Below are 21879 nucleotides of genomic sequence, written 5' to 3' on the forward strand. Positions count from 1 at the left end.
TACAGGCCCCTAGGGCAAGGCCTGCCGGTGAAGGGGCTCAGCGCTCAGGTGCGATCAAGGCACAGAGCCTGGCCGTCGCGGCAATCATCTGCCCGCTGGGCCGCTCCAGGCCCTTGTCCCTTACCAGCAGCAACCGCCCTTGCCGCACCGCCGCGACCTGCGGCCAGTCCTTCCAGGCATCCAGTTGTCCCTGGGCGGTGGCGAGGATCGCCTGCGGATTGCGCTGCAACACCGACTCGATACTGACCTGGGGCGCCGGCAGTTGCTGGTCGGCAAACACATTGCGCGCGCCGCAGACACTCAAGGCTTCGCTGATGATCTGCCCACCACCCACGGTATACAGCGGCTGGTCCCAGACCTGATAGAACACCGGCAACGGCGGTTCGCGGTGATAGCGGACGCGCAATGCAGCCAGTTGCCCGTTCAACTCGGCGGCCAGCTCGCGGCCGGCCGCCGGGCGACCCAGGCGCTCGCCGATCTCGGCAATCTGCGCGGTCAGTTGCGGGAAGTCATGGGGTTCGGCAACCAGGGTGGGGATCCCCAGGCGCGCCAGTTGATCGCGCTGGGCCGGGCCGACACTGCCCGGCCAGAGCAACAGCAGATCAGGCTTGAGACTCAGCAAGCGCTCGATATCCAGCTGGCCGTAGCGCCCCACCGAAGGCAGGTCCTTGAGCGGCGCGGGCCGTTCACCGGCATCCAGCACGCCCACCAGCAGCTCGGCAGCCCCCAGCTCTACAACGATTTCCGAGAGCGATGGCGCAAGACTCACCACCCGCTGCGCCGCCAGCGCCGGAACACTGGCCAGCAGGCACAGGACCGCCAGCCAGCGCAGCATCAGCCCAGTTGACGCGGAATGCGATAGAGGTAGAACAGCACCGCCGTGGACACCGCCAGAAGCATCAGCGGCACCGCTTCCAGGCCGACGAACACCGCCAGGGTGCCGATCCAGGCCGGCAGCGACGCCGCCAGGAACGCCACCCGCCGGCTGGCCGCAAGGTTGATCCAGGCCGCCGGTTCCTCGGGAGTGTCCAGGGCTTTCTGGGTGGCGATCAGGGCGTGCTTGTAGCCGCCGAAGAAGCGCAGGCTGACGAACATCGATGCCACCCCGGCAATGAAGAACGGCATCGCCAGCACCGGCAGGATGGGCTCGCCCTGGCCGAACAGCGCGTTGATCACGAACAACGGCAACAGGCCCAGGGCCAGGTATTGCCACCAACTGACGGTCAGGCGCCGCTTGACTTGGCCCCGGGTCACGCGCGGTCGACCTCGCCCTGGTGCTCGTTGCCCATCATGTGGTCGAGCTTGCTGGCCTTGGTCGCCAGGTAGAGTTTGTTGTGCGGGTTATGGCCGGTGTGCAGCGGGACGCGCTCGGCGACCTGGATCCCCATCTCGGTCAAGGCCTTGACCTTGCGCGGGTTGTTGGTCATCAGGCGCAGGGACTTGACCCCCAGGTGCTCCAGCATCGGCAGGCACATGGCGTAGTCGCGCTGGTCGGCGGCAAAGCCCAGGCGTTCGTTGGCCTCCACGGTGTCGGCGCCACCGTCCTGCAGTTCGTAGGCGCGGATCTTGTTCAAGAGGCCGATACCCCGGCCTTCCTGGCGCAAGTACAGCAACACCCCACGACCTTCGCGGGCAATGGCCTGCAGGGCGGCTTCCAGTTGCGAGCCGCAGTCGCAACGCTGGCTGAACAGTGCATCGCCGGTCAGGCACTCGGAGTGCAGGCGGCCGAGAACCGGAGCGCCGTCGGCGATATCGCCCAGGCTGAGCACCACATGCTCGCGGCCGGTAGCTTCATCGAGAAAACCATGCATGGTGAATTGCGCAAAAGGCGTAGGCAGCTTGCAAGCAGCAACAAAAACGACGGGCACTGTTGTGCTCCTGATCTGTATGAGGACTGGAGATTCGCAGAGGCGGCATTGTAACAGCAGCCTCCACTGGACGCTTAGGCTGAATTATCGGAGATAAAGATCGATAAGTTTGATCAACGCACCGCCGGCTAAGGGCTCCCGTCAAAGGGATAAGGCTGTTTCCAGCGCTCGAAGATCGGCCGCAAACGCCCGGTGCTCACCAGCTGTGCCATGCGCTGGTCGTACAGTTCGCGCATTTCCCGCCCGCGCGGGTTGCTGGCGAACCCCAGGTACAGCGGCAGCTCGGTCAGGTGGGTACGCTTGAACTGGCTCGGATCGGAGGCCTGCCCCAGCACGTAGTCGATCTCGGTCTGGGCATCGATGTAATAGTCGGCGCGGCTGTACAGCAGCATCGGCAGGATGCCGATGCGCCGGCGGATCTCGTTGTAGCGACGGATATTGGGCAGGTAGTCCTGGTACTTGTAGCCGCGCACCCAGACCAGTCGGTAACTGGCGATAGTCGCCAGGCTCAACTCGGGGTTGCTGGCCAGTCCCAGGGCGTAGATGTGATCGGTGTCGTAGTTCCAGTGGGGGTAAAGCACACCCGGCGACTCATCACGGTAGGCACCCATGTGGGCGTCCACTTCGCCGCGCTGTACCAGCCCGACCGAACGGGTATAGGGCACGCTGCAACGTTCGATGGTCACACCCAGCGGCTCGAAGACTTCGCGCAGGATGTCCCAGCCCAGCCCCTCGCCGTTGGCTTCGGTGTAATCGCTCCAGACCTCGCTGGCGATGCGAATGTGCCTGGGCTGCGCCTGCGGCTCCGCGGCCCGAACGCTGCAACAGCTCAAGGCAACCAGCAATACCAGCAGCGCGCGGCACACACCCATGCCTATTTCCTCAGCTGAAGCACCACACCAGCCCTTGCATCGCCAGCCAGGCAAACACCCCGGCGAGGACGTCGTCGAGCATGATGCCGACGCCGCCATGCACATGCCGGTCGATCCAGCGAATCGGCCAGGGCTTGAGAATGTCGAAGAAGCGGAACATCAGGAAACCTGCCAGCAGCCAGTACCAGCCTTCGGGCACCAGCCACAGGGTGATCCACATGCCGACCATTTCATCCCAGACGATGCCTTCATGGTCATGCACTCGCAGATCGTCGGCTACCTTGCCGCACAGCCAGAAGCCGAACAGCATGGTGATGCCGAGCATCAGCCAGTAGCCCCAGTCCGGCAACATCTGCCACAGCGGGATAAAGGGTAGCGCAACCAGCGAACCCCAGGTGCCCGGCGCCTTGGGCAAGGTGCCGGAACCAAAGCCGAAGGCCAGGAAATGCCAGGGGTTGCGCCACACCGACGGCGGTACGAACTCCGCCGGGACCTGTTTGGGATGATCTGTCACTGTGTCTCCGGAAAGTGTTGATAACCCCGGGTGCCGGGGGTGATGTCCTGCCCATCGGCATCCAGCAGGGTCACCCCCTGCCCGGCCACCACTCGCCCGACCACCCGCACTGGCCAGCCGGCCGTCAGTAGCGGCGCCAGTTCGGCCGGTGGCAGGGTGAAGGCCAGGACGTAGTCGTCACCGCCACTCAGGGCCGCGGCGCGAGCGCCCTGCTGGCCGAGAAAGCCCAGCAGCGCCGGCGACAGCGGTAGCTTCTCGACCTCGACCTGCAAACCAACCGCCGAGGCCGTGGCGATATGGCCGCAGTCGGCCAGCAAGCCATCGGAGATGTCCAGCGCCGCCGTGGCCTTGCCCCGCAGCGCCTGGCCCAGGGCCAGTTGCGGTTGCGGCGACCAGTAATGGGCCAGCAGTGGCTCAGCCAGCGCCGGCTCGGCGCTGCGCTGGCCCAGAACCAGCGGCAAGGCGCCGGCGGCGTTGCCCAGGTCACCGCCGACGCACAGCAGATCGCCTGCCCGAGCACCGCTGCGGGTCAGGGCCAGGCCGGCAGGTACCCGGCCGAATACCGTCAGGGTCAGGGTCAAGGGGCCGCGGGTGGTATCGCCACCGATCAGGCGCACCCCGCAGTTCTGCGCCATGGCATTCAAGCCTTGGGCATAGGCCTGCAGCCAATCGGTGCTTACCGTCGGCAGGGTCAGGGCAAGGGTAAAGGCCAGTGGCGTGGCGCCCATGGCGGCCAGGTCGCTGACAGCCACCGCCAGGGAGCGTTGGCCAAGAAGAAAGGGCTCGCAGGGATCGGCGAAATGCACACCGGCCACCAGGGTGTCGGTGGAAATCGCCAACTGCTCGCCAGGGGCAACTGCCAGCAAGGCGCAGTCGTCGCCGATCCCCAGGGCAACACCCTCGCCGCCCTGCGCACAAGGCGCGGCAGCGAAGAAGTTGCGGATCAGCTCAAACTCGCCCATGGCAGCTGCAAGCGCGGTTCAGCGCTTGAACGCCTTCACTTCAGCTTCGCGCAGGCGTGGGGCCAGCTTGTCGAGTACGCCATTGACGAACTTGTGGCCATCGGTGGAACCGAAGACCTTGGCCAGTTCGATACCTTCGTTGATCACAACGCGGTACGGCACGTCGACGCGCTTGAGCAGTTCCCAGGTGGACAGGCGCAGAACCGCCAGTTCCACAGGGTCCAGCTCATCGATGGCCAGGTCCAGGCAAGGCACGAGCGCGGTGTCGATCTCGTTCTTGTTGGCCGGAACCCCGTGCAGGATCTCACGGAAGTAGGCGCCATCGATGTCAGTGAAATCGTTGTCGACCCGAAACTGCGCTTCGATCTCGTTCAGCGAATGCTTGGCCATGTGCCATTGGTACAGCGCCTGGGTCGCGAGCTGACGGGCTTCGCGACGCTTGGCGCTCTTGGATGGCTTGCCGGCATTGGCAGGCTTGGGATCGCGCGGGTTGAAACGATCGCTATCGTCGCTAATCACTTGGCCTCCAACTGCGCCAGCAGGCTGACCATTTCCAGGGCGGACAGGGCAGCTTCAGCACCTTTGTTGCCGGCCTTGGTGCCGGAACGCTCGATGGCTTGTTCGATCGAGTCAACGGTCAGCACGCCGAAGGCCACTGGCACGCCGAACTCCATGGACACCTGGGCCAGGCCCTTGGTGCACTCGCCAGCCACGTATTCGAAGTGCGGAGTACCGCCACGAATGACCGCGCCCAGGGCGACGATTGCCGCGAACTCACCCTTTTGTGCCACTTTCTGTGCAACCAACGGAATTTCGAAGGCGCCAGGAGCACGAATGATGGTGATGTCGCTTTCGCTCACGCCGTGGCGAACCAGGGCGTCAACCGCGCCGCTGACCAGGCTTTCGACGACGAAGCTGTTGAAACGGCCGACCACCAGGGCATAGCGGCCTTTAGGGGCGATGAAGGTACCTTCGATGGTCTTCAGGGTCATTCGACAAATCTCTTAAAGAGCCAGAGCGTGTCTAGTACACGCTCTTCAGTGATATTTGAACCGCGAATAGGCTGCCGGAAACAGGCGGCTTTTATTCGGAGGGCACGTATTCTACAACTTCCAGGTCGAAACCGGATATCGCATTAAACTTCATCGGCGCACTCATCAGGCGCATTTTGCGTACACCCAGGTCGCGCAGGATCTGCGAACCGGCACCGACGATGCTATAGGTGGTGGGCTTCTTCGCCGGCTGGTGCTCCGCGGTTTCACGGATATGCGCCAGCAGCACGTCGCCATCCAGCGGGTGCCCGAGCAACAGCACCACGCCACTGCCGGCCTCGGCCACCGTGGCCATGGCCGCCCGCAGGCTCCAGCGGCCCGGTTGCTTGACCATCAGCAGGTCGCGCAGCGGATCCATGTTGTGCACCCGTACCAGGGTCGGCTCTTCAGCGCAGATCTCGCCCAGGGTCAGGGCCATGTGCACGTCGCCTTCCACGGAATCACGATAGGTCACCAGGTTGAACTGGCCCAGTTCGCTATCCAGCGGCTGCTCGGCAATCCGCTGAACGGTGCGTTCGTGGATCATCCGGTAGTGGATCAGGTCGGCAATGGTGCCGATCTTGATGTTGTGCTCGGCGGCGAAGGCTTCCAGTTCGGTGCGACGGGACATGGTGCCGTCGTCGTTCATCACTTCGCAGATCACCCCGCTGGGCTCGAAACCGGCCATGCGCGCCAGGTCGCAGGCGGCCTCGGTGTGGCCAGCGCGGGCCAGGGTGCCGCCGGGCTGGGCCATCAGCGGGAAGATGTGGCCCGGGCTGACGATGTCCTCGGCCTTGGCGTCCTTGGCAGCGGCGGCCTGCACGGTACGGGCGCGGTCAGCGGCGGAGATGCCGGTGGTCACGCCTTCGGTGGCCTCGATGGAGACGGTGAACTTGGTGCCAAACCCCGAACCGTTGCGCGGCGCCATCAGCGGCAGCTTGAGCAGCTCGCAGCGCTCGCGGCTCATGGGCATGCAGATCAGGCCGCGGGCGTGCTTGGCCATGAAGTTGATGTGTTCGGCCTTGCAGCACTCGGCGGCCATGATCAGGTCGCCTTCGTTCTCGCGGTCTTCGTCATCCATGAGGATGACCATCTTGCCTTGGCGGATGTCTTCAACCAGTTCTTCGATGCTGTTGAGCGCCACTCGGCACCCCCTTGAGTCAGGATTTGAGATAGCCGTTAGCGGCCAGAAAACTTTCGGTAATGGTGCCGCCCGTGGCCTCGGCCGCCTTGTCGCCCAGCAGCAAGCGCTCCAGGTAGCGCGCCAGCAGGTCCACCTCAAGGTTGACCTGCCGACCCGGCCGGTAGTCGGCCATGATGGTTTCCGCCAGGGTGTGGGGAACGATGGTCAGCTCGAACTCGGCGCCATTGACCGCGTTGACCGTCAGGCTGGTGCCGTCGACGGTGATCGAGCCTTTATGGGCGATGTACTTGGCCAGCTCTTTCGGTGCGCGGATGCGGAACTGGATGGCCCGGGCATTTTCTTCCCGCGCCACCACTTCACCGACGCCGTCGACATGGCCACTGACCAGGTGACCGCCCAGGCGGGTGGTCGGGGTCAGGGCTTTCTCCAGGTTCACCCGGCTGCCGGCCTTCAACTGATGAAAGGCGGTGCAGTCCAGGGTTTCACGGCTGACATCGGCCCAGAAACCATCGCCAGGCAGTTCAACAGCGGTCAGGCAGACGCCGTTCACCGCGATGCTGTCGCCCAGTTTGACGTCGGCCAGATCAAGCTTGCCGGTTTCTACATAGACCCGCACATCTCCGCCTTTTGGGGTCAATGCGCGAATGCTGCCGATGGATTCGATGATGCCGGTGAACATGGAGTCCTCCTCGAGAACAGGGCCGCCGGGTAGGCGAAAGTCGGGAATTATACGCTCGCTGGCGGGGCCGGGATGGCAGTGACTCGCCAGTCATCGCCCACCGCACGCATTTCTATGATCTTCAGCAATGGCGCCTGGCTCATCTGCGCCAGCGGCCAGTCCAGCAACGGCCGCGCAGAGGAACCGAGGAACTTGCCGGCGACGAATATCTGGTACTCGTCCACCAGGCCCTGCTGGGCAAAGGCCCCGGCCAGGCGTGGGCCGGCTTCCACCAGCACTTCGTTGACCCCACGGGCCGCCAGCTCCAACAGCAGGCGACGCAGATCCACCTGGCCATCGGGGCCGGGAACAATCAGGCATTCCGGGCCGTTGGCGTATTGCTCTTCCACCGCCGCACAAGTGGCAACCAACGCTGGGCCGGCCTTGAAGAATGGCGCATCCAGAGGCACCCGCAGGCGGCCGTCGATCAGCACCCGCAACGGCGGCCGGCTCATGGCCAGGGCGGTCTGCTCGGCATCCAGGCCCAGTTCGGCGGCGCGCACGGTCAGCCGCGCGTCGTCCGCCAGCACTGTGTCGGCGCCGGTCAGTACCACGCTGGACTCGGCCCGCAGGCGCTGCACTGCAGAGCGCGCCGCAGGGCCAGTGATCCACTGGCTCTCGCCACTGGCCATGGCGGTGCGGCCATCCAGGCTCATGGCCAGCTTGACCCGCACATAAGGCAAGCCGTGCTCCATGCGTTTCAGAAAGCCTTTATTGATCGCCCGCGCCTCGCCTTCCAGCACACCGCCATGGGTGTCGATGCCGGCCTGGGCCAGGCGCTGCAAGCCACGGCCGGCCACTTCCGGGTTGGGGTCCTGCATGGCCGCGACCACCCGTGCCACACCGGCATTCACCAGGGCGTCGGCGCAGGGCGGCGTACGCCCGTGATGGCTGCAGGGTTCGAGGGTCACATAGGCGGTGGCGCCACGGGCCAGTTCACCGGCCGCGCGCAGGGCATGCACCTCGGCATGGGGCTCGCCGGCCCGCACGTGCCAGCCCTCGCCCACTACCTGGCCGTCGCGCACGATGACGCAGCCGACACGTGGGTTGGGATGGGTGGAGTAGCGACCCTTGCGCGCCAGTTCCAGAGCACGGGCCATGTAGTGGGCGTCGAGGACCGCTTGCTCGGCAGGCTGGCTCATTGCTTGGCCGGCTCACGGGCGAGACGGTCGATCTCTTCGCGGAATTCGTTGAGGTCCTGGAAACGGCGATAGACCGAGGCGAAGCGGATGTAGGCGACTTCATCGAGCTTCTGCAGCTCGGTCATCACCAGCTCACCCACGACCAGCGACTTGACCTCGCGCTCGCCGGTGGCGCGCAGCTTGTGCTTGATGTGCACCAGCGCCGCCTCCAGACGCTCGACACTCACCGGGCGTTTTTCCAGGGCGCGCTGCATACCGGCGCGCAGTTTTTCTTCGTCGAAGGGCTGACGGCTGCCGTCAGTCTTGATCAGGCGCGGCATCACCAGTTCGGCGGTTTCGAAGGTGGTGAAACGTTCACCACAGGCGAGGCATTCACGCCGGCGGCGCACCTGTTCGCCCTCGGCGACCAGACGCGAGTCGATGACCTTGGTGTCGTTGGCACCGCAGAAGGGACAGTGCATGGTGGCAGGCAACAAAAAAAGGGAGGGCCATGGTAGCGCATCCCACTGGCAAGACAAGCCATAGCCTTTACGGTATACAGACCGACTATTATGTTTCGCACACGGAAATTCGCCTTGTTGGAGCTTCAGATGCCGCTCAGACCGCTCGTTCTGCTCAGTCTTGTCAGCCTGTTGGTCGCTTGCAGCAGCGATGCACCAAAAACCGCGGCCCCCTCCACTTCACAGCAGCAGGCGGTGAAAAAAAATCAGGAACCGGCCGATCCAGGCCCCTTGCCGGCCTACCAGCGCGAGTTGAGTGGCACCCTCGAGGGCGTACCGGCCGGCGCCGACGTCGAGCTGGCCCTGCTGGTGATCGATGAGCGCGGCCGTCCGCAACGCCTGCTGGCCAGCAGCAACCTGAGCGGCACCAGCCAGGCCCTGCCGTTCCGCCTGCGCTTTGCCACCGAAGCCTTTCCGGCCGGCGCCCGGGTCGAACTGCGCGGCCGCGCCAGCCAGTCCGGCCAATTGATCCTGCACCTGCCGGCCCAACGCATCGACCAACCCACCAGCCAGGCCCTGGGCCAACTGCAATTTGTCAAAGCCCCATGAATGTCCCGCTCGACCTGCAAGCTGCCCTCAGCGAACTGCTGGGGGACGCGCGACTGGTAGCCTGCGAGCTGCCCGATACCACGCTGAAGCTCTGGCTGATCGACGCCGACAACATGGACCGCGCCTTCACCCCGGAAGAAACCCGGCGCATCCTCCACGAGCCGCCCTACTGGAGCTTCTGCTGGGCCAGCGGCCTGGCCCTGGCGCGCTACCTGGCCCAGCAGCCGCATTGGGTCGCGGGCAAGCGGGTGCTGGATTTCGGTGCCGGTTCCGGCGTGGCGGCGATTGCCGCGGCCAAGGCCGGGGCCCGGGAAGTGGTGGCCTGTGACCTTGACCCGCTGGCCATTGCCGCCTGCCGGGCGAATGCCCGACTCAATGGCGTCGAGCTGAGCTATTCCATGGATTTCTTCGCCGAGGCCGACCGCTTCGACCTGATCCTGGTGGCGGACGTACTCTACGACCGGGCCAACCTGCCGCTGCTGGACCAGTTCCTCAGCCGTGGCCGCCAGGCCCTGGTGGCGGATTCCCGCGTACGGGACTTCCAGCACCCGCTCTATCAGCGCCTGGAAATGCTCAATGCCCTCACCCTGCCCGACCTGGCCGAACCCTGGGAATTTCGCAACGTGAGCCTCTATCACGCACAGCGGCGATAGCGATTTTCAGCCTCCCGGCCAGCCTTTATAGTGGTTCCATTCCCGCTTATTCGAGATACCCCATGAGTCAGGAAACGCCCTACATCTTCGACGCCCGCACCGCTGATTTCGACCAGTCGGTGATCGAGAACTCCTTTCACAAGCCGGTCCTGGTGGACTTCTGGGCCGAGTGGTGTGCGCCCTGCAAGGCGCTGATGCCGATGCTGCAGCAAATTGCCGAGAGCTATCAGGGCGAACTGCTGCTGGCCAAGGTCAACTGCGACATCGAGCAGGACATCGTCGCCCGCTTCGGCATCCGCAGCCTGCCCACCGTGGTGCTGTTCAAGGACGGCCAGCCCGTAGACGGCTTTGCCGGTGCGCAACCGGAATCCGCGGTGCGGGCCATGCTCGAACCCCATGTGCAGATGCCGCCACCGCCGGCCGCCGATCTGCTGGAACAGGCCGAAGCCCTGTTTGCCGAAGGTCGTATCGGCGATGCCGAGGCCCTGCTCAAGGTGCTGCTGGGCGAAGACAACAGCAACGCCAAGGCGCTGATCCTCTACGCCCGCTGCCTGGCCGAGCGTGGCGAGCTGGGTGAAGCCCAGACCGTGCTCGACGCGGTCAAGAGCGATGAGCACAAGGCGGCCCTGGCCGGAGCCAAGGCGCAGATCACCTTCCTCAAGCAGGCCGCGGACCTGCCGGACGCCGCCGAGCTCAAGGCGCGCCTGGCCAAGGACTCGCAGGACGATGAAGCGCTGTACCAACTGGCGATCCAGCAACTGGCGCGCCAGCAATATGAAGCGGCGCTCGAAGCCCTGCTCAAGCTGTTCATGCGCAACCGCAGCTACAACGAAGGCATCGCCCACAAGACCCTGCTGCAAGTCTTCGACCTGCTGGGCAACGACCACCCGCTGGTGACCGCCTACCGCCGCAAGCTGTTCGCCGCCCTGTACTGAGCCGGAGGAGCTGGCTTGTGTAGGAGCTGGCTTGCCAGCGAAAGCGTTCACAGGTCGAACGCGCCCGCCAGCAAGCTGGCTCCTACAGGGTCATTGCACCCAGCTGTAGATCGGCGTATCGGCGCCGCTCACCACCTTGACCTCGGCGCAGTGGCGCAAGCGCACCAACAAGCGCTTGCCTGCCGCAGCGCTACCGGCCAGCCCTTCCAGTTGCTCCAGCAACTCCGGCCCGCTGAGCTGCCCGGCCTTGCGCAGCAACTCCTTGGTGGTCTGCCACAGGGCATCGTCCTGGCTGGCCGGCTTCGCCGCCACCGCGACGCTCTCGGGCTTGGCCGCCTGCAACTGCGCACCCAGTTGCGCCCAGTCGCCTTCGTCCAGTTCCAGGGTCAAATCCACCGGCCAGTCGCCGATGCTTCCACGAATCCGCAACATTGCTGTGCTCCTGAATTTTTCTGACGAGCATGCTCCCACGCGTCTTGCGCAACGCCAAGCGGCCGGTCAAACTCAGCGGCCGATTGTTATAAGATCACATAACATTTATTTCATCTTCGCTCCGGAGACTTGCTATGCGCCGTCTGCTACTCGCCCTGCCGTTCGCCCTGTTGCCGCTGGCCGCCGCCCAGGCCGCGCAAGCCCATGATCACGAGCATGAACATGAACATGGCAGCCTCGGCGCCCACGAACATGGAGTCGGCCGTTTGAACGCAGTGCTCGACGGCCAGACCCTGGAACTGGAGCTGGAGAGCCCGGCAATGAACCTGGTGGGCTTCGAACACGCTCCGAGCACCGACGCCGACAAGGCCAAGGTGGCTGCCGCCCGCACCCAGCTGGAACAGCCGCTGGTGCTGTTCAGCCTGCCCAAGGCAGCGGCGTGCGTGGTGGCCAAGCAGGAGCTGGAGAGCCCGCTGTTCGGCGACAAGCCCGATGCCGATGATCACGATGACGACGACCACGACGAAGATGCCAAGGACACCGCTGGCCACGAGCATCACCATGAGCACAGCGAGATCCACGCCCACTACCAGTTCACCTGCGCCAAGCCGGATGCCCTGAAGACCCTCGATCTGGGGCAGGTCTTCAAGACCTTCCCCGCCACCCAGAAAATTCAGGTACAACTCATTTCGCCGAATGGCCAGCAGGGCGTCGAAGCCAGCGCCACGGCGGCAACCCTGAAGTTCTGAGCGCCAACCCTGTAGCCGCTGCCTTCGGCGGCTACAACACTCATCCGATGATCGACCCGACATGACCCAAGCACTTATCGAACTGTCCAACCTGGGCTTCAACTGGCCCGGTCATCCACCGTTACTGGACATCCCGGACTTTCGCCTGGAAGTCGGCGAAACCCTGTTCCTCAAGGGCCCCAGCGGCAGCGGCAAGACCACCCTGCTGGGCCTGCTGGGCGGCGTGCAGAAACCCAACCAGGGCAGCATTCGCCTGCTGGGCCAGGAGCTGACCGAGCTTTCGGCCGGCGCCCGCGACCGCTTTCGCGTCGATCACACCGGCTACATCTTCCAGCAGTTCAACCTGCTGCCGTTTCTCTCGGTACGCGAGAACGTCGAGCTGCCCTGCCACTTCTCCAAGCTACGGGCCGGCCGCGCCGCACAGCGCCATGGCAGCGTCGACCAGGCCGCAGCCACCCTGCTGGCCCACCTGGGGCTGAAGGACCCGGAGCTGCTCGGCCGCCGCGCCGATTCGCTATCCATCGGCCAGCAGCAGCGGGTCGCTGCGGCCCGGGCGCTGATCGGCCAGCCGGAACTGGTGATTGCCGACGAACCGACTTCGGCGCTGGACCACGACGCCCGGGAAGCCTTCCTCCAATTGCTGTTCGCCGAATGCCGCGAAGCCGGGGCCAGCCTGCTGTTCGTCAGCCACGACCAGAGCCTGGCAGCGCTGTTCGATCGCAACCTATCGCTGGCCGAACTCAATCGCGCCGCCAAGCCCGCAGAGGTCTGAGATGTATCTGTTCCGTCTAGCCATGGCCAGCCTGGCTAACCGTCGCTTCACCGCGATCCTCACCGCCTTCGCCATTGCCCTCTCGGTCTGCCTGCTGCTGGCGGTGGAGCGGGTGCGCACCGAAGCCCGGGCCAGTTTCGCCAGCACCATCAGCGGCACCGACCTGATCGTCGGCGCCCGTTCCGGTTCGGTGAACCTGCTGCTGTACTCGGTATTCCGCATCGGCAACGCCACCAACAACATCCGCTGGGACAGCTTCGAGCACTTCGCCAGCAACCCCAAGGTGAAATGGGCAATCCCGATTTCCCTGGGCGACTCCCACCGCGGCTATCGGGTGATGGGCACCACCGACGCCTACTTCCAGCACTACCAGTACGGCCACCAGCAGAACCTGCAACTGGCGGTGGGCCGGGCCTTCGCCAGCGACCCCTTCGAAGTGGTGCTGGGGGCCGAAGTCGCCGATGCCTTGCACTACAAGCTGGGGGACAAGCTGGTACTGGCCCATGGCGTTGCGGCCATCAGCCTGGTCAAGCACGACGACAAGCCCTTCACCGTGGTCGGCATCCTCAAGCGCACCGGCACTCCGGTGGACCGCACCCTGCACATCAGCCTGGGCGGCATGGAGGCGATCCACATCGACTGGCACAACGGCGTGCCGGCCCGTGGCGAGGGGCGCATCAGCGCCGACCAGGCGCGCAACATGGACCTGACGCCCCAGGCCATCACCGCCTTCATGCTGGGCCTCAACAGCAAGATCTCGACCTTCGCCCTGCAACGGGAGATCAACGAATTCCGCGGCGAGCCGATGCTGGCGATCCTGCCCGGCGTGGCCCTGCAGGAACTCTGGAGCCTGATGGGCACCGCCGAGAAAGCCTTGTTCGTGGTGTCGCTGTTCGTGGTCCTGACCGGCCTGATCGGCATGCTCACGGCGATCCTCACCAGCCTCAATGAACGCCGGCGGGAGATGGCCATCCTGCGCTCGGTGGGCGCGCGCCCCTGGCACATTGCGACCCTGCTGATCTTCGAAGCCTTCGCCCTGGCGCTGTTCGGGGTGCTGGCCGGGCTTGGCCTGCTGTACCTGGGCATCGCCCTGGCCCAGGGCTACGTGCAGTCGAATTACGGCCTGTACCTGCCACTGTCCTGGCCCAGCCAGTATGAGTGGACGCTGCTGGGCGGTATTCTGATCGCCGCGCTGCTGATGGGCAGCGTGCCGGCCTGGCGCGCCTACCGGCAATCCCTGGCCGATGGCCTGTCGATTCGTTTATGAGCCCTGGTTTATGAAGACCCAACGCTTGCTGCGCTCTCTGCTTGCCCTGTCGCTGCTGTTCAGCTCGCCGCTGTGGGCGGCGGGGGCTCCGAAGGACCTGACCTGGTCGGAAATGATCCCGCCGGACGCGCCGCCGGAAGTGCCGAACATGAAGCCGCTGCACGACCTGTCGCAGATGAGCGATGCGCTGTCCGCCGAATCGGCTCCCGCTGCCAAGCAGGACCTGCCCAATGCCCCGGTGGTAAAGAGCCTCGACGGCCAATCGGTGCGCCTGCCCGGCTACATCGTGCCCCTGGAAGTGAGCGAGGAAGGACGCACCACAGACTTCCTGCTGGTGCCCTACTTCGGCGCCTGCATCCACGTACCGCCACCGCCGTCGAACCAGATCGTCCACGTCACCAGCGAAGTCGGGGTGAAACTCGATGAGCTGTACCAGCCGTACTGGATCGAAGGCGACATGCAGGTCAAGCCCTCCACCAGCGAGCTGGCGGATGCCGGCTACCAGATGGTGGCGCAGAAGATCTACGTCTACGAGTTGCCGGAGTAAAAGAGTGCGGGCGGGCGACGCCCGGGGAACGTCAAAAGAGTGCGGGGCAAAAGAATAGTTCACCCCGCCAACCGGGGTTTGCCATTTCATTGAGCTGAGTCAAGGCGGTCAACTTGACGATCCTTACCATTGGACATAGCCAATCTGAATCGTCCTTTGGAGCTCCCATGCACAAGTCTCTGCTTAGCGCCTCCCTGATCGCGCTCGCACTCGCCGCCCCGATTGCCAACGCCCACGAAGCTGGTGACATCATCGTTCGTGCTGGTGCGATTACCGTCAAACCCAAAGCCAACAGCTCCGACGTCAAGGTCGACAGCGGCCCACTGGCTGGCGCCAACCTGGGCGGCAAGGCGACCATGGACAGCGACACTCAGCTGGGCTTGAACTTCGCCTACATGCTGACCAACAACATCGGTATCGAGTTGCTGGCCGCCACCCCGTTCGAACACGACGTGAAGATCCGCAACACGTCCCTGGCTCCGGCCAACGGCAAGCTGGGTACTCTCAAGCACCTGCCACCGACCCTGAGCGTGGTGTACTACCCGCTGGACCACAAGTCGGTGTTCCAACCCTACGTCGGTGCCGGTATCAACTACACCTGGATCTACGACGAGCACGTCGGCAGCCGCGCCCAGTCCGAAGGTTTCGACAACTTCCGCGCCAAGAACTCCTGGGGCCTGGCCTGGCAGATCGGTGCCGACTACATGCTGACCGACAACATCATGATCAACGCCCAGGCACGCTACATCGACATCGATACCCGCGCCTACGTGGACAACAACGCCCTGGCCGCCGGCACTCGTGCCAAGGTCAATGTGGACGTCGACCCATGGGTCTACATGGTGGGCCTGGGTTACAAGTTCTAAACCCGCCAGCAATAAAAAAGGCGCCTGCAAGGCGCCTTTTTCATGTGCGTGTTTTCCCTCAGCGCCCCATCAGGCGGGCGAGGCCGACGCTCATCGGGGTCGGCTCGGGGAACTTGAAGCGCTGCAGCAGGCGCTGGTTGCCAGCCCGCGAATGGCGGATATCGCCCGCCCGAGCCGGGCCGTAGCTGATGGGTGGCAAGGCACCCACCACCTCGGCCAGGGCCGCGAGCATCTGCTTGAGGGTCGTGGCCTGGTTCAAGCCAACGTTGACCGCTCCCACTTCCAACTGCGGCGCCTCGATGGCCTGCACCAGCACCTGAACCAGATCGCCGACGTAGACGAAATCCCGGGTCTGCTCGCCATCGCCGAACACGGTGATCGGCAAGCCTTGCTGGGCCCGTTCGCTGAAGATGCTGATCACCCCGGAATAGGGCGAAGAGGGATCCTGGCGCGGGCCGAAGATGTTGAAGAAGCGAAAGATCGCCGGTTCCAGCCCGTGCTGGCGCCGGTAGAAATCCAGGTAGTACTCGCTGGCCAGCTTGTCCGCGGCATAAGGGGTCAGCGGCGCCTTGGCCGTGTCCTCGTCGATGGACTGGCCTTCCCCGTTGTTGCCATACACCGCGGCGCTGGAAGCGAACAGCACTCGCTTGACGCCGTGCTCACGCATGGCCTCACAGACATTCAGGGTACCGATGAAATTGCTCTGGTGGGTCTGCACCGGGTCGTCCACCGAGGCCTGCACCGAGGCCACCGCTGCCAGGTGCGCCACAGCGCAGCAGCCTTGCATGGCCTGGCTGACCAGCGACGCATCGGCCACATTGCCCTCGATCAGCTCGACCCGCGGATCAGCCAGCGGCAGGTTGCTCGGTTTGCCGGTGGACAAGTCGTCCAGCACCCGCACCGCGTAGCCCTTGGCGAGCAGGGCATCGGCCAGGTGCGAGCCAATGAAACCGGCACCGCCGGTGATCAATACGAGGCCTTCAGCCATGACGATAAAACCTATCCAGTAAAGCCGGGAGCGCGGCACGCCAGGCGCGCGGCTTGATCCCGAAGGTATGAAGGATTTTCTTGCAGGCCAGTACTGCGTGCTGCGGTTCCTCGGCGGCATCGGCGCTGGCGGCATGGGCCTGGGCGGTCGGCGCCTCGATGGCCAGCGGGTGCAATTGCCGGGCTTCGGTCAGCACCGCCTGCCCCAGGGCCAGGGGCGTGGTGGCTTCCTGGCCGGCGTAGTGGTAGGTGCCCCAAAGCGGCGCGGCGCAATCGAGCTGCTTGAGCACCGAGATGATCACCCGCGCGGCATCGTCCACCGGAGTCGGATTACCCCGCCGGTCGTCGGCCATCAACAGTTCGTCCGGGGATTCGGCCCGGGCCAGGAAACGCCCGAGAATGCCGTCCGGGCTGTCATCCAGCAGCCAGCCGAAACGCAGCAGCACGTGCTGCGGGCAGGTGGCGCGAACGCTTTGCTCGATCCGCCACAGAGCCTGGCCGCGCAGGCCCAGGGGCACCGGCTCGTCCTTTTCGCTGTAGGCAGTCGCCCGGGAGCCGTCGAACACCCGGTAGCTCGAAGGTTGCAGGAGGATGATGTTGTGATGCTGGCAAAGCTCTGCCAGGCGCTCGACCGCCCGTTCCTGGCCGCTCAAGCGCGCCTCGCTCACGCTCTCCGCCTGAAACCAGTCGAAGTAGTAAGCCAGGTTGATCAAGGCATCCGGGCGGGTGTCGTCGAGCAGTTGCGTAAGGCTCGCGGCATCCCAGCCGTCTTGCGGCGGACGGGGGGCGAGGAAACCGATGTCTTCCTCCGCACCCAGGCGAATCAGCGCCTGCCCAAGGGCATTTCCGCCGCCCAGTAACATAAGGCGCATTCGCATAGAGTCAGCAGGCCCAGTCTGTTCAGAACGATGGTTGGAGTCGGCCAGTCTCGTGGGGCTGGCCGTCGATAATTGCCGGAATCGTTGCATTTTGCGGGTTTGTGGCGCAAGCGTCACTCAGAAAGTGTCGAGGCCCCATGGAATCAACGGTGCTTGCAAGTTGCCGGGTGCGGCCGCATAAATCCATCCATGAACCTTGCCCAATCCGTGAATCCGGTGCTGGACGGCTTCCACCCCGCTGTCAGCGCCTGGTTCAAGCATACATTTGCCGCTGTGACCCCAGCCCAGGCCCGCGCCTGGCCGCTGATCGCCCAGCGCCGCTCGACCCTGATCGCCGCGCCCACCGGCTCCGGCAAGACCCTGACCGCCTTTCTCGCGGTGATCGATGACCTGGTGCGCCAGGGGCTGGCCGGCGGTGGCCAGCTGCCGGACGCCACCCTGGTGGTGTATGTGTCGCCACTCAAGGCCTTGAGCAATGACATTCAGATCAACCTGCAGCAGCCACTGGCGGGCATCACCGAGCAATTGCGCCGCATGGGCCTGCCGGAACTGTCCATCAGCACCGCGGTGCGCACCGGCGATACCCCGCAGAAAGACCGCAACGCCATGCGCAAGAGCGCGCCGCAGATCCTCGTCACCACCCCGGAATCCCTCTACGTGCTGCTGGGCTCGGATTCCGGCCGCAGGATGCTGGCCAGCACCCGCAGCGTGATCGTCGACGAAATCCACGCCCTGGCCGGCAGCAAGCGCGGCAGCCACCTGGCCCTGAGCCTGGAACGCTTGCAGGCCTTGTGCGCCGAACCCTTGCTGCGCATCGGCCTGTCCGCCACGCAGAAGCCCATCGAAGCCGTGTCGCGCTTTCTGGTGGGCCACGGCCGCCCTTGCGAAATTGTCGATATCGGCCACGCCCGGCCCCGGGACCTGGACATCGAAGTGCCGCCGGTGCCGCTGTCGGCGGTCATGGCCAATGACGTCTGGGAGCTGGTGTACGAGCGCCTCGCCAACCTGGCCAGGGAACACCGCACCACGCTGATATTCGTCAACACCCGGCGCCTGGCCGAGCGCCTGGCCCGCCACCTCAGCGAGCGCCTGGGCAAGCAGGCGGTGGCCGCACACCACGGCAGCCTGGCCAAGGAGCAGCGCCTGGAAGCCGAGCAGCGGCTCAAGGCCGGCGACCTGCAAGTGCTGATCGCTACCGCTTCCCTGGAGCTGGGGATCGATATCGGTGATGTCGACCTGGTGTGCCAGATCGGCTCGCCGCGCTCGATCTCGGCCTTTCTGCAGCGGGTCGGCCGCTCCGGTCACCAGGTGGGCGGCACGCCCAAGGGCCGGTTGTTCGCCCTGACCCGCGACGACCTGATCGAATGCGCCGCCCTGCTCGACTGCGTGCGCCGGGGCGAACTGGACACTCTACTGATTCCCCATGCCCCCCTGGATGTGCTGGCCCAGCAGATCGTCGCTGAAGTCAGCTGCCAGGAGTGGTCGGAAGCCGCGCTGCTGGACATGCTGCGCCAGGCCGCGTCCTACGCCGACCTGGATCAGGCCCACTACCAGGCGCTGTTGCAGATGCTCGCCGAGGGCTTCAACGGGCGCCAGGGCCTGCGCAGCGCCTACCTGCACCGCGACGCCCTGGCCCGCACCCTGCGCGGGCGCCGAGGCGCCCAACTGACCGCGCTGACCAGCGGCGGGACCATCCCCGACAACGCCGACTACAGCGTGCTGCTGGAGCCCCAGGGGCTGAACATTGGCAGCGTCAACGAAGACTTCGCCGTGGAAAGCATTGCCGGCGACGTGTTCCAGCTGGGCAACACCTCCTATCGCATCCTGCGGGTGGAAACCGGCAAGGTGCGGGTCGAGGATGCCCAGGGCCAGCCGCCGAACATTCCCTTCTGGCTCGGCGAAGCCCCCGGGCGCAGCGCCGAACTCTCCGGTGCCGTGGCGCGCCTGCTGGCCCAACTCGACGAGTTGCTCGGCGCCACGCCCGGCCAGTTGCAAGCGGCCATCCACTGGTTGCACCACGAACTGGGCCTGAACCTGGCCAGCGCCGAGCAACTGGTGGATTACCTGGCACCGGCGCGCCTGGCCCTGGGCGCGCTGCCGTCCCAGGACACGCTGATCATGGAGCGCTTCTTCGACGAGTCCGGCGGCACCCAACTGGTGATCCACAGCCCCTTCGGCAGCCGCATCAACCGCGCCTGGGGCCTGGCCCTGCGCAAGCGTTTCTGCCGCACCTTCAATTTCGAATTGCAGGCTGCCGCCAGCGAGGACGCGATCGTCCTTTCCCTGTCCACCAGCCACAGCTTCGCCCTGGACGAGGTCTGGCGTTACCTGCACAGCAACAGCGCCGAACACATCCTGGTCCAGGCGCTGCTGGACGCACCGCTGTTCGGCGTGCGCTGGCGCTGGAACGCCGGAGTGGCGCTAGCCCTGCCGCGCTACAGCGGCGGGCGCAAAGTGCCGCCGCAGATCCAGCGCATGAAAAGCGAAGACCTGATCGCCAGCGTGTTTCCCGACCAGATCGCCTGCCTGGAAAACCTGGCCGGCGAGCGCGAGATTCCCGACCATCCGCTGGTGGAGCAGACCCTCGACGACTGCCTGCACGAAGCCATGGACAGCGAAGGCTGGTTGAACCTGCTGCGGCGCATGGAACAGGGCCAGGTGCGCCTGCTCAGCCGCGAACTGCCGGCGCCCTCGCCCCTGGCGGCGGAAATCCTCAGCGCCAAGCCCTACACCTTTCTCGATGACGCGCCCCTGGAGGAACGCCGTACCCAGGCGGTGCTGGCCCGGCGCTGGAGCGACCCGCAAGCCACCGACGACCTGGGCGCCCTGGATGCCGAAGCGATTGCCGCGGTGGCCGCCGAAGCCTGGCCAGCCCCGGCCAGTGCCGATGAAATGCACGAAGCGCTGATGAGCCTGGCCTGTATCAGCGAAGCCGAGGCCCAGGCCAACCTCCACTGGCCCGAGTGGCTGCAAGCCCTTTCCAGCCAGGGCCGCGCCTGCCGCTTGCAGGCCGGCCCGGGCGGCGGCTTGTGGCTGGCCCTGGAGCGCATCTGCTGTCTGCGGGCGCTGTACCCTCAGGCCGCCTTGCAACCCGCGCTGCAACCGGTGCCCGGTTTCGACCAGGCCTGGGAGGCACAGCCGGCCCTGGTGGAGCTGATTCGCGCCCGCCTCAGCGGCTTCGCTCCCCTGACCCTGGCGCAGATCGCCGCGCCCCTGGGCCTGCCCGCTTCCAGCATCCACCAGGCGCTGATCCAGCTGGAGAGCGAAGGTTATGTGCTGCGGGGGCGCTTCAGCCCTGGCGGCGATGAAGAACAATGGTGCGAACGTCACCTGCTGGCGCGGATCCACCGCTACACGGTGAAGCGCCTGCGCCGGGAAATCGAACCGGTGGCCTTGCAGGATTTCATGCGCTTTCTGTTCGACTGGCAGCACCTGTCGCCGGGTACCCAGGGCCAGGGCAGCGCCATGCTGGCCGAGGTGGTCGCGCAGTTCGAAGGCTACCCCGCAGCGGCCTCGGCCTGGGACAGCGACCTGCTGCCGGCGCGCCTGAAGGATTACTCCGCCAGTTGGCTGGATGACCTGTGCCGCAGCGGCAAGGTGGTCTGGAGCCGGATCAACAGCAGCGGCAAGATCGCCGGCAGCGCCCTGCGCAGCACTCCCATCGTGTTGCTGCCCCGGGCCCGCGTGGCGCTCTGGAACGCCCTGACCTGCCCCATCGACAGCAGTGACCTGTCACCCAAAGCCCAGAAGGTTCACGCCGTACTGAGCCAGCTGGGCGCACTGTTTTTCGATGAACTGCTGCAGGAAGCCCACCTGCTGCGCAGCGAACTGGAAACCGTGCTGCAGGAACTGGTAGGCGCCGGATGGGTGAACGCCGACAGCTTCGCCGGGCTGCGGGCCCTGATCACCCCGGCCAGCAAGCGCCAGAACCGCAGCAGCCGACGGGGTCGCGGCGCCTTCGTCGGAGGAATGGACGACGCGGGGCGCTGGGCCTTGTTGCGCCGCGCCGCCAGCGAGGATAGCGCCGCCACCCTGGAGCACGTGGCCATGACCCTGCTACGCCGCTATGGCGTGGTGTTCTGGCGCCTGCTGGAGCGCGAGGCCGACTGGCTGCCCAACTGGCGCGATTTGCTGCGTACCTTCCATCGCCTGGAAGCCCGCGGAGAAATTCGCGGCGGGCGCTTCGTCAGCGGCCTGGCCGGCGAGCAGTTCGCCCTGCCGGAAGCCATCCCGCTACTGCGCGAAGTGCGCCGCCGGCCCCATGACGGCAGCCTGATCGCGGTGTGCGGCGTCGACCCGCTGAACCTTGCCGGGACCCTGCTGCCCGGGCCCAAGGTCCCGGCCCTGAGCGGCAACCGCCTGGTGTTCCGCGACGGCCTGCCGGCGGCCGCCGACATCGGCGGCACCCAGCACCTGTGGCTGGAGCTGGAACCCCTGGCCGCCCAGGCCCTGCGCAACAAGCTCATCCGGCACTGACCTCCCCCCGTAGGAGC

At 65.5% G+C, this 21879-nt stretch carries 24 protein-coding genes; 9 read left to right on the plus strand and 15 right to left on the minus strand.

All coding sequences use genetic code 11. The features are described 5' to 3' along the window. Window positions 1-37: 37 nt before the first annotated feature. The 12 genes from AC1RCO_RS24820 to nrdR form a co-directional block, all read right to left on the minus strand. The gene (locus AC1RCO_RS24820) at window positions 38-835 is read right to left on the minus strand and encodes a cobalamin-binding protein (protein ID WP_011063728.1); all 798 of its coding nucleotides are present in this window, start codon (window positions 833-835) and stop codon (window positions 38-40) included. Next, window positions 835-1254, minus strand: a complete 420-nt coding sequence (locus AC1RCO_RS24825; RefSeq protein ID WP_011063729.1) for a hypothetical protein — start codon at window positions 1252-1254, stop codon at window positions 835-837. Before AC1RCO_RS24825 ends, AC1RCO_RS24820 begins: the two co-directional genes overlap by 1 nt. Continuing rightward, complete coding sequence (gene ribA / locus AC1RCO_RS24830) at window positions 1251-1868, minus strand: GTP cyclohydrolase II (RefSeq protein WP_011063730.1); 618 nt, start codon at window positions 1866-1868, stop codon at window positions 1251-1253. Before ribA ends, AC1RCO_RS24825 begins: the two co-directional genes overlap by 4 nt. Before the next feature lie 128 nt (window positions 1869-1996). Then, complete coding sequence (locus AC1RCO_RS24835) at window positions 1997-2740, minus strand: substrate-binding periplasmic protein (RefSeq protein ID WP_015637198.1); 744 nt, start codon at window positions 2738-2740, stop codon at window positions 1997-1999. 10 nt (window positions 2741-2750) lie between these two features. Then, window positions 2751-3254, minus strand: a complete 504-nt coding sequence (locus tag AC1RCO_RS24840; RefSeq protein WP_011063732.1) for a phosphatidylglycerophosphatase A family protein — start codon at window positions 3252-3254, stop codon at window positions 2751-2753. Beyond that, window positions 3251-4216: a thiamine-phosphate kinase gene (gene thiL, locus AC1RCO_RS24845; RefSeq protein WP_011063733.1), complete on the minus strand. Its 966-nt coding sequence runs from the start codon at window positions 4214-4216 to the stop codon at window positions 3251-3253. Before thiL ends, AC1RCO_RS24840 begins: the two co-directional genes overlap by 4 nt. A gap of 18 nt (window positions 4217-4234) precedes the next feature. Next, window positions 4235-4735, minus strand: coding sequence for a transcription antitermination factor NusB (gene nusB / locus AC1RCO_RS24850; protein WP_011063734.1), 501 nt, complete (start codon window positions 4733-4735; stop codon window positions 4235-4237). After that, window positions 4732-5208 (minus strand): 6,7-dimethyl-8-ribityllumazine synthase, encoded by a 477-nt coding sequence (gene ribH / locus AC1RCO_RS24855; RefSeq protein ID WP_011063735.1) that lies wholly within the window; start codon window positions 5206-5208, stop codon window positions 4732-4734. The genes nusB and ribH overlap by 4 nt, the downstream gene beginning before the upstream one ends. A 91-nt stretch (window positions 5209-5299) precedes the next feature. Then, window positions 5300-6391: a bifunctional 3,4-dihydroxy-2-butanone-4-phosphate synthase/GTP cyclohydrolase II gene (gene ribBA / locus AC1RCO_RS24860; RefSeq protein WP_011063736.1), complete on the minus strand. Its 1092-nt coding sequence runs from the start codon at window positions 6389-6391 to the stop codon at window positions 5300-5302. Window positions 6392-6407: 16 nt separating this feature from the next. Next, window positions 6408-7070, minus strand: a complete 663-nt coding sequence (locus AC1RCO_RS24865) for a riboflavin synthase (protein ID WP_011063737.1) — start codon at window positions 7068-7070, stop codon at window positions 6408-6410. 47 nt (window positions 7071-7117) lie between these two features. Further along, window positions 7118-8251 (minus strand): bifunctional diaminohydroxyphosphoribosylaminopyrimidine deaminase/5-amino-6-(5-phosphoribosylamino)uracil reductase RibD, encoded by a 1134-nt coding sequence (gene ribD / locus AC1RCO_RS24870; protein ID WP_072444894.1) that lies wholly within the window; start codon window positions 8249-8251, stop codon window positions 7118-7120. After that, on the minus strand, window positions 8248-8712 hold the full coding sequence (gene nrdR / locus AC1RCO_RS24875; protein ID WP_019095943.1) for a transcriptional regulator NrdR: 465 nt from the start codon (window positions 8710-8712) through the stop codon (window positions 8248-8250). The genes ribD and nrdR overlap by 4 nt, the downstream gene beginning before the upstream one ends. A 129-nt stretch (window positions 8713-8841) precedes the next feature. Between nrdR and AC1RCO_RS24880 the strand changes: the two genes are divergently transcribed. The 3 genes from AC1RCO_RS24880 to trxA all read left to right on the plus strand — a co-directional run bounded on the left by AC1RCO_RS24880 (window position 8842) and on the right by trxA (window position 10888). Then, the gene (locus AC1RCO_RS24880) at window positions 8842-9300 is read left to right on the plus strand and encodes a hypothetical protein (RefSeq protein WP_011063740.1); all 459 of its coding nucleotides are present in this window, start codon (window positions 8842-8844) and stop codon (window positions 9298-9300) included. Next, on the plus strand, window positions 9297-9953 hold the full coding sequence (locus AC1RCO_RS24885) for a class I SAM-dependent methyltransferase (RefSeq protein ID WP_072444890.1): 657 nt from the start codon (window positions 9297-9299) through the stop codon (window positions 9951-9953). Before AC1RCO_RS24880 ends, AC1RCO_RS24885 begins: the two co-directional genes overlap by 4 nt. 62 nt (window positions 9954-10015) lie before the next feature. Then, window positions 10016-10888 (plus strand): thioredoxin, encoded by an 873-nt coding sequence (gene trxA / locus AC1RCO_RS24890; RefSeq protein ID WP_492618140.1) that lies wholly within the window; start codon window positions 10016-10018, stop codon window positions 10886-10888. A 90-nt stretch (window positions 10889-10978) separates the two neighbouring features. Here the strand turns inward: trxA and AC1RCO_RS24895 are convergent, their stop codons facing one another. Continuing rightward, window positions 10979-11320: a hypothetical protein gene (locus tag AC1RCO_RS24895; RefSeq protein ID WP_015637205.1), complete on the minus strand. Its 342-nt coding sequence runs from the start codon at window positions 11318-11320 to the stop codon at window positions 10979-10981. 134 nt (window positions 11321-11454) lie between these two features. Here AC1RCO_RS24895 and AC1RCO_RS24900 point away from each other — a divergent pair, with 134 nt between their 5' ends. The 5 genes from AC1RCO_RS24900 (at window position 11455) to AC1RCO_RS24920 (ending at window position 15521) form a co-directional block, all read left to right on the plus strand. Next, window positions 11455-12069 carry a DUF2796 domain-containing protein gene (locus AC1RCO_RS24900; protein WP_220223345.1) on the plus strand — a complete coding sequence of 205 codons (615 nt, stop codon included), beginning with the start codon at window positions 11455-11457 and terminating at the stop codon, window positions 12067-12069. Window positions 12070-12130: 61 nt separating this feature from the next. Next, window positions 12131-12841, plus strand: a complete 711-nt coding sequence (locus AC1RCO_RS24905) for an ABC transporter ATP-binding protein (RefSeq protein ID WP_019093216.1) — start codon at window positions 12131-12133, stop codon at window positions 12839-12841. Window position 12842: 1 nt separating this feature from the next. After that, the gene (locus AC1RCO_RS24910) at window positions 12843-14108 is read left to right on the plus strand and encodes an ABC transporter permease (RefSeq protein WP_015637208.1); all 1266 of its coding nucleotides are present in this window, start codon (window positions 12843-12845) and stop codon (window positions 14106-14108) included. 25 nt (window positions 14109-14133) lie between these two features. Then, the gene (locus tag AC1RCO_RS24915) at window positions 14134-14655 is read left to right on the plus strand and encodes a DUF3299 domain-containing protein (protein WP_169893459.1); all 522 of its coding nucleotides are present in this window, start codon (window positions 14134-14136) and stop codon (window positions 14653-14655) included. A gap of 167 nt (window positions 14656-14822) precedes the next feature. Continuing rightward, window positions 14823-15521: an OmpW/AlkL family protein gene (locus tag AC1RCO_RS24920; protein WP_011063748.1), complete on the plus strand. Its 699-nt coding sequence runs from the start codon at window positions 14823-14825 to the stop codon at window positions 15519-15521. A 58-nt stretch (window positions 15522-15579) separates the two neighbouring features. Here AC1RCO_RS24920 and AC1RCO_RS24925 read toward each other — a convergent pair whose 3' ends face one another. Then, a complete protein-coding gene (locus tag AC1RCO_RS24925) occupies window positions 15580-16509 on the minus strand; it encodes an NAD-dependent epimerase/dehydratase family protein (protein WP_492618141.1) in 930 nt (309 codons plus the stop codon). Continuing rightward, entirely contained in the window at window positions 16502-17386 is an 885-nt protein-coding gene (locus AC1RCO_RS24930; RefSeq protein ID WP_036995925.1) for a sugar nucleotide-binding protein, read from the minus strand. Before AC1RCO_RS24930 ends, AC1RCO_RS24925 begins: the two co-directional genes overlap by 8 nt. A gap of 189 nt (window positions 17387-17575) precedes the next feature. Between AC1RCO_RS24930 and AC1RCO_RS24935 the strand changes: the two genes are divergently transcribed. Then, a complete protein-coding gene (locus AC1RCO_RS24935) occupies window positions 17576-21862 on the plus strand; it encodes a DEAD/DEAH box helicase (RefSeq protein ID WP_492618142.1) in 4287 nt (1428 codons plus the stop codon). The last annotated feature ends 17 nt before the right edge of the window (window positions 21863-21879 follow it).

Source organism: Pseudomonas sp. GW823-FHT03E05 (assembly GCF_058796855.1).

What these genes read in the sequence shown, in the direction of transcription:
- AC1RCO_RS24820 (WP_011063728.1), bottom strand. Translation starts at nt 835, where the DNA reads ATGCTGCGCTGGCTGGCGGTCCTGTGCCTGCTGGCCAGTGTTCCGGCG.
- AC1RCO_RS24835 (WP_015637198.1), bottom strand. Translation starts at nt 2,740, where the DNA reads ATGGGTGTGTGCCGCGCGCTGCTGGTATTGCTGGTTGCCTTGAGCTGT.
- thiL (WP_011063733.1), bottom strand. Translation starts at nt 4,216, where the DNA reads ATGGGCGAGTTTGAGCTGATCCGCAACTTCTTCGCTGCCGCGCCTTGT.
- ribH (WP_011063735.1), bottom strand. Translation starts at nt 5,208, where the DNA reads ATGACCCTGAAGACCATCGAAGGTACCTTCATCGCCCCTAAAGGCCGC.
- AC1RCO_RS24865 (WP_011063737.1), bottom strand. Translation starts at nt 7,070, where the DNA reads ATGTTCACCGGCATCATCGAATCCATCGGCAGCATTCGCGCATTGACC.
- ribD (WP_072444894.1), bottom strand. Translation starts at nt 8,251, where the DNA reads ATGAGCCAGCCTGCCGAGCAAGCGGTCCTCGACGCCCACTACATGGCC.
- nrdR (WP_019095943.1), bottom strand. Translation starts at nt 8,712, where the DNA reads ATGCACTGTCCCTTCTGCGGTGCCAACGACACCAAGGTCATCGACTCG.
- AC1RCO_RS24880 (WP_011063740.1), top strand. Translation starts at nt 8,842, where the DNA reads ATGCCGCTCAGACCGCTCGTTCTGCTCAGTCTTGTCAGCCTGTTGGTC.
- AC1RCO_RS24885 (WP_072444890.1), top strand. Translation starts at nt 9,297, where the DNA reads ATGAATGTCCCGCTCGACCTGCAAGCTGCCCTCAGCGAACTGCTGGGG.
- trxA (WP_492618140.1), top strand. Translation starts at nt 10,016, where the DNA reads ATGAGTCAGGAAACGCCCTACATCTTCGACGCCCGCACCGCTGATTTC.
- AC1RCO_RS24895 (WP_015637205.1), bottom strand. Translation starts at nt 11,320, where the DNA reads ATGTTGCGGATTCGTGGAAGCATCGGCGACTGGCCGGTGGATTTGACC.
- AC1RCO_RS24900 (WP_220223345.1), top strand. Translation starts at nt 11,455, where the DNA reads ATGCGCCGTCTGCTACTCGCCCTGCCGTTCGCCCTGTTGCCGCTGGCC.
- AC1RCO_RS24905 (WP_019093216.1), top strand. Translation starts at nt 12,131, where the DNA reads ATGACCCAAGCACTTATCGAACTGTCCAACCTGGGCTTCAACTGGCCC.
- AC1RCO_RS24910 (WP_015637208.1), top strand. Translation starts at nt 12,843, where the DNA reads ATGTATCTGTTCCGTCTAGCCATGGCCAGCCTGGCTAACCGTCGCTTC.
- AC1RCO_RS24920 (WP_011063748.1), top strand. Translation starts at nt 14,823, where the DNA reads ATGCACAAGTCTCTGCTTAGCGCCTCCCTGATCGCGCTCGCACTCGCC.
- AC1RCO_RS24925 (WP_492618141.1), bottom strand. Translation starts at nt 16,509, where the DNA reads ATGGCTGAAGGCCTCGTATTGATCACCGGCGGTGCCGGTTTCATTGGC.
- AC1RCO_RS24930 (WP_036995925.1), bottom strand. Translation starts at nt 17,386, where the DNA reads ATGCGAATGCGCCTTATGTTACTGGGCGGCGGAAATGCCCTTGGGCAG.
- AC1RCO_RS24935 (WP_492618142.1), top strand. Translation starts at nt 17,576, where the DNA reads ATGAACCTTGCCCAATCCGTGAATCCGGTGCTGGACGGCTTCCACCCC.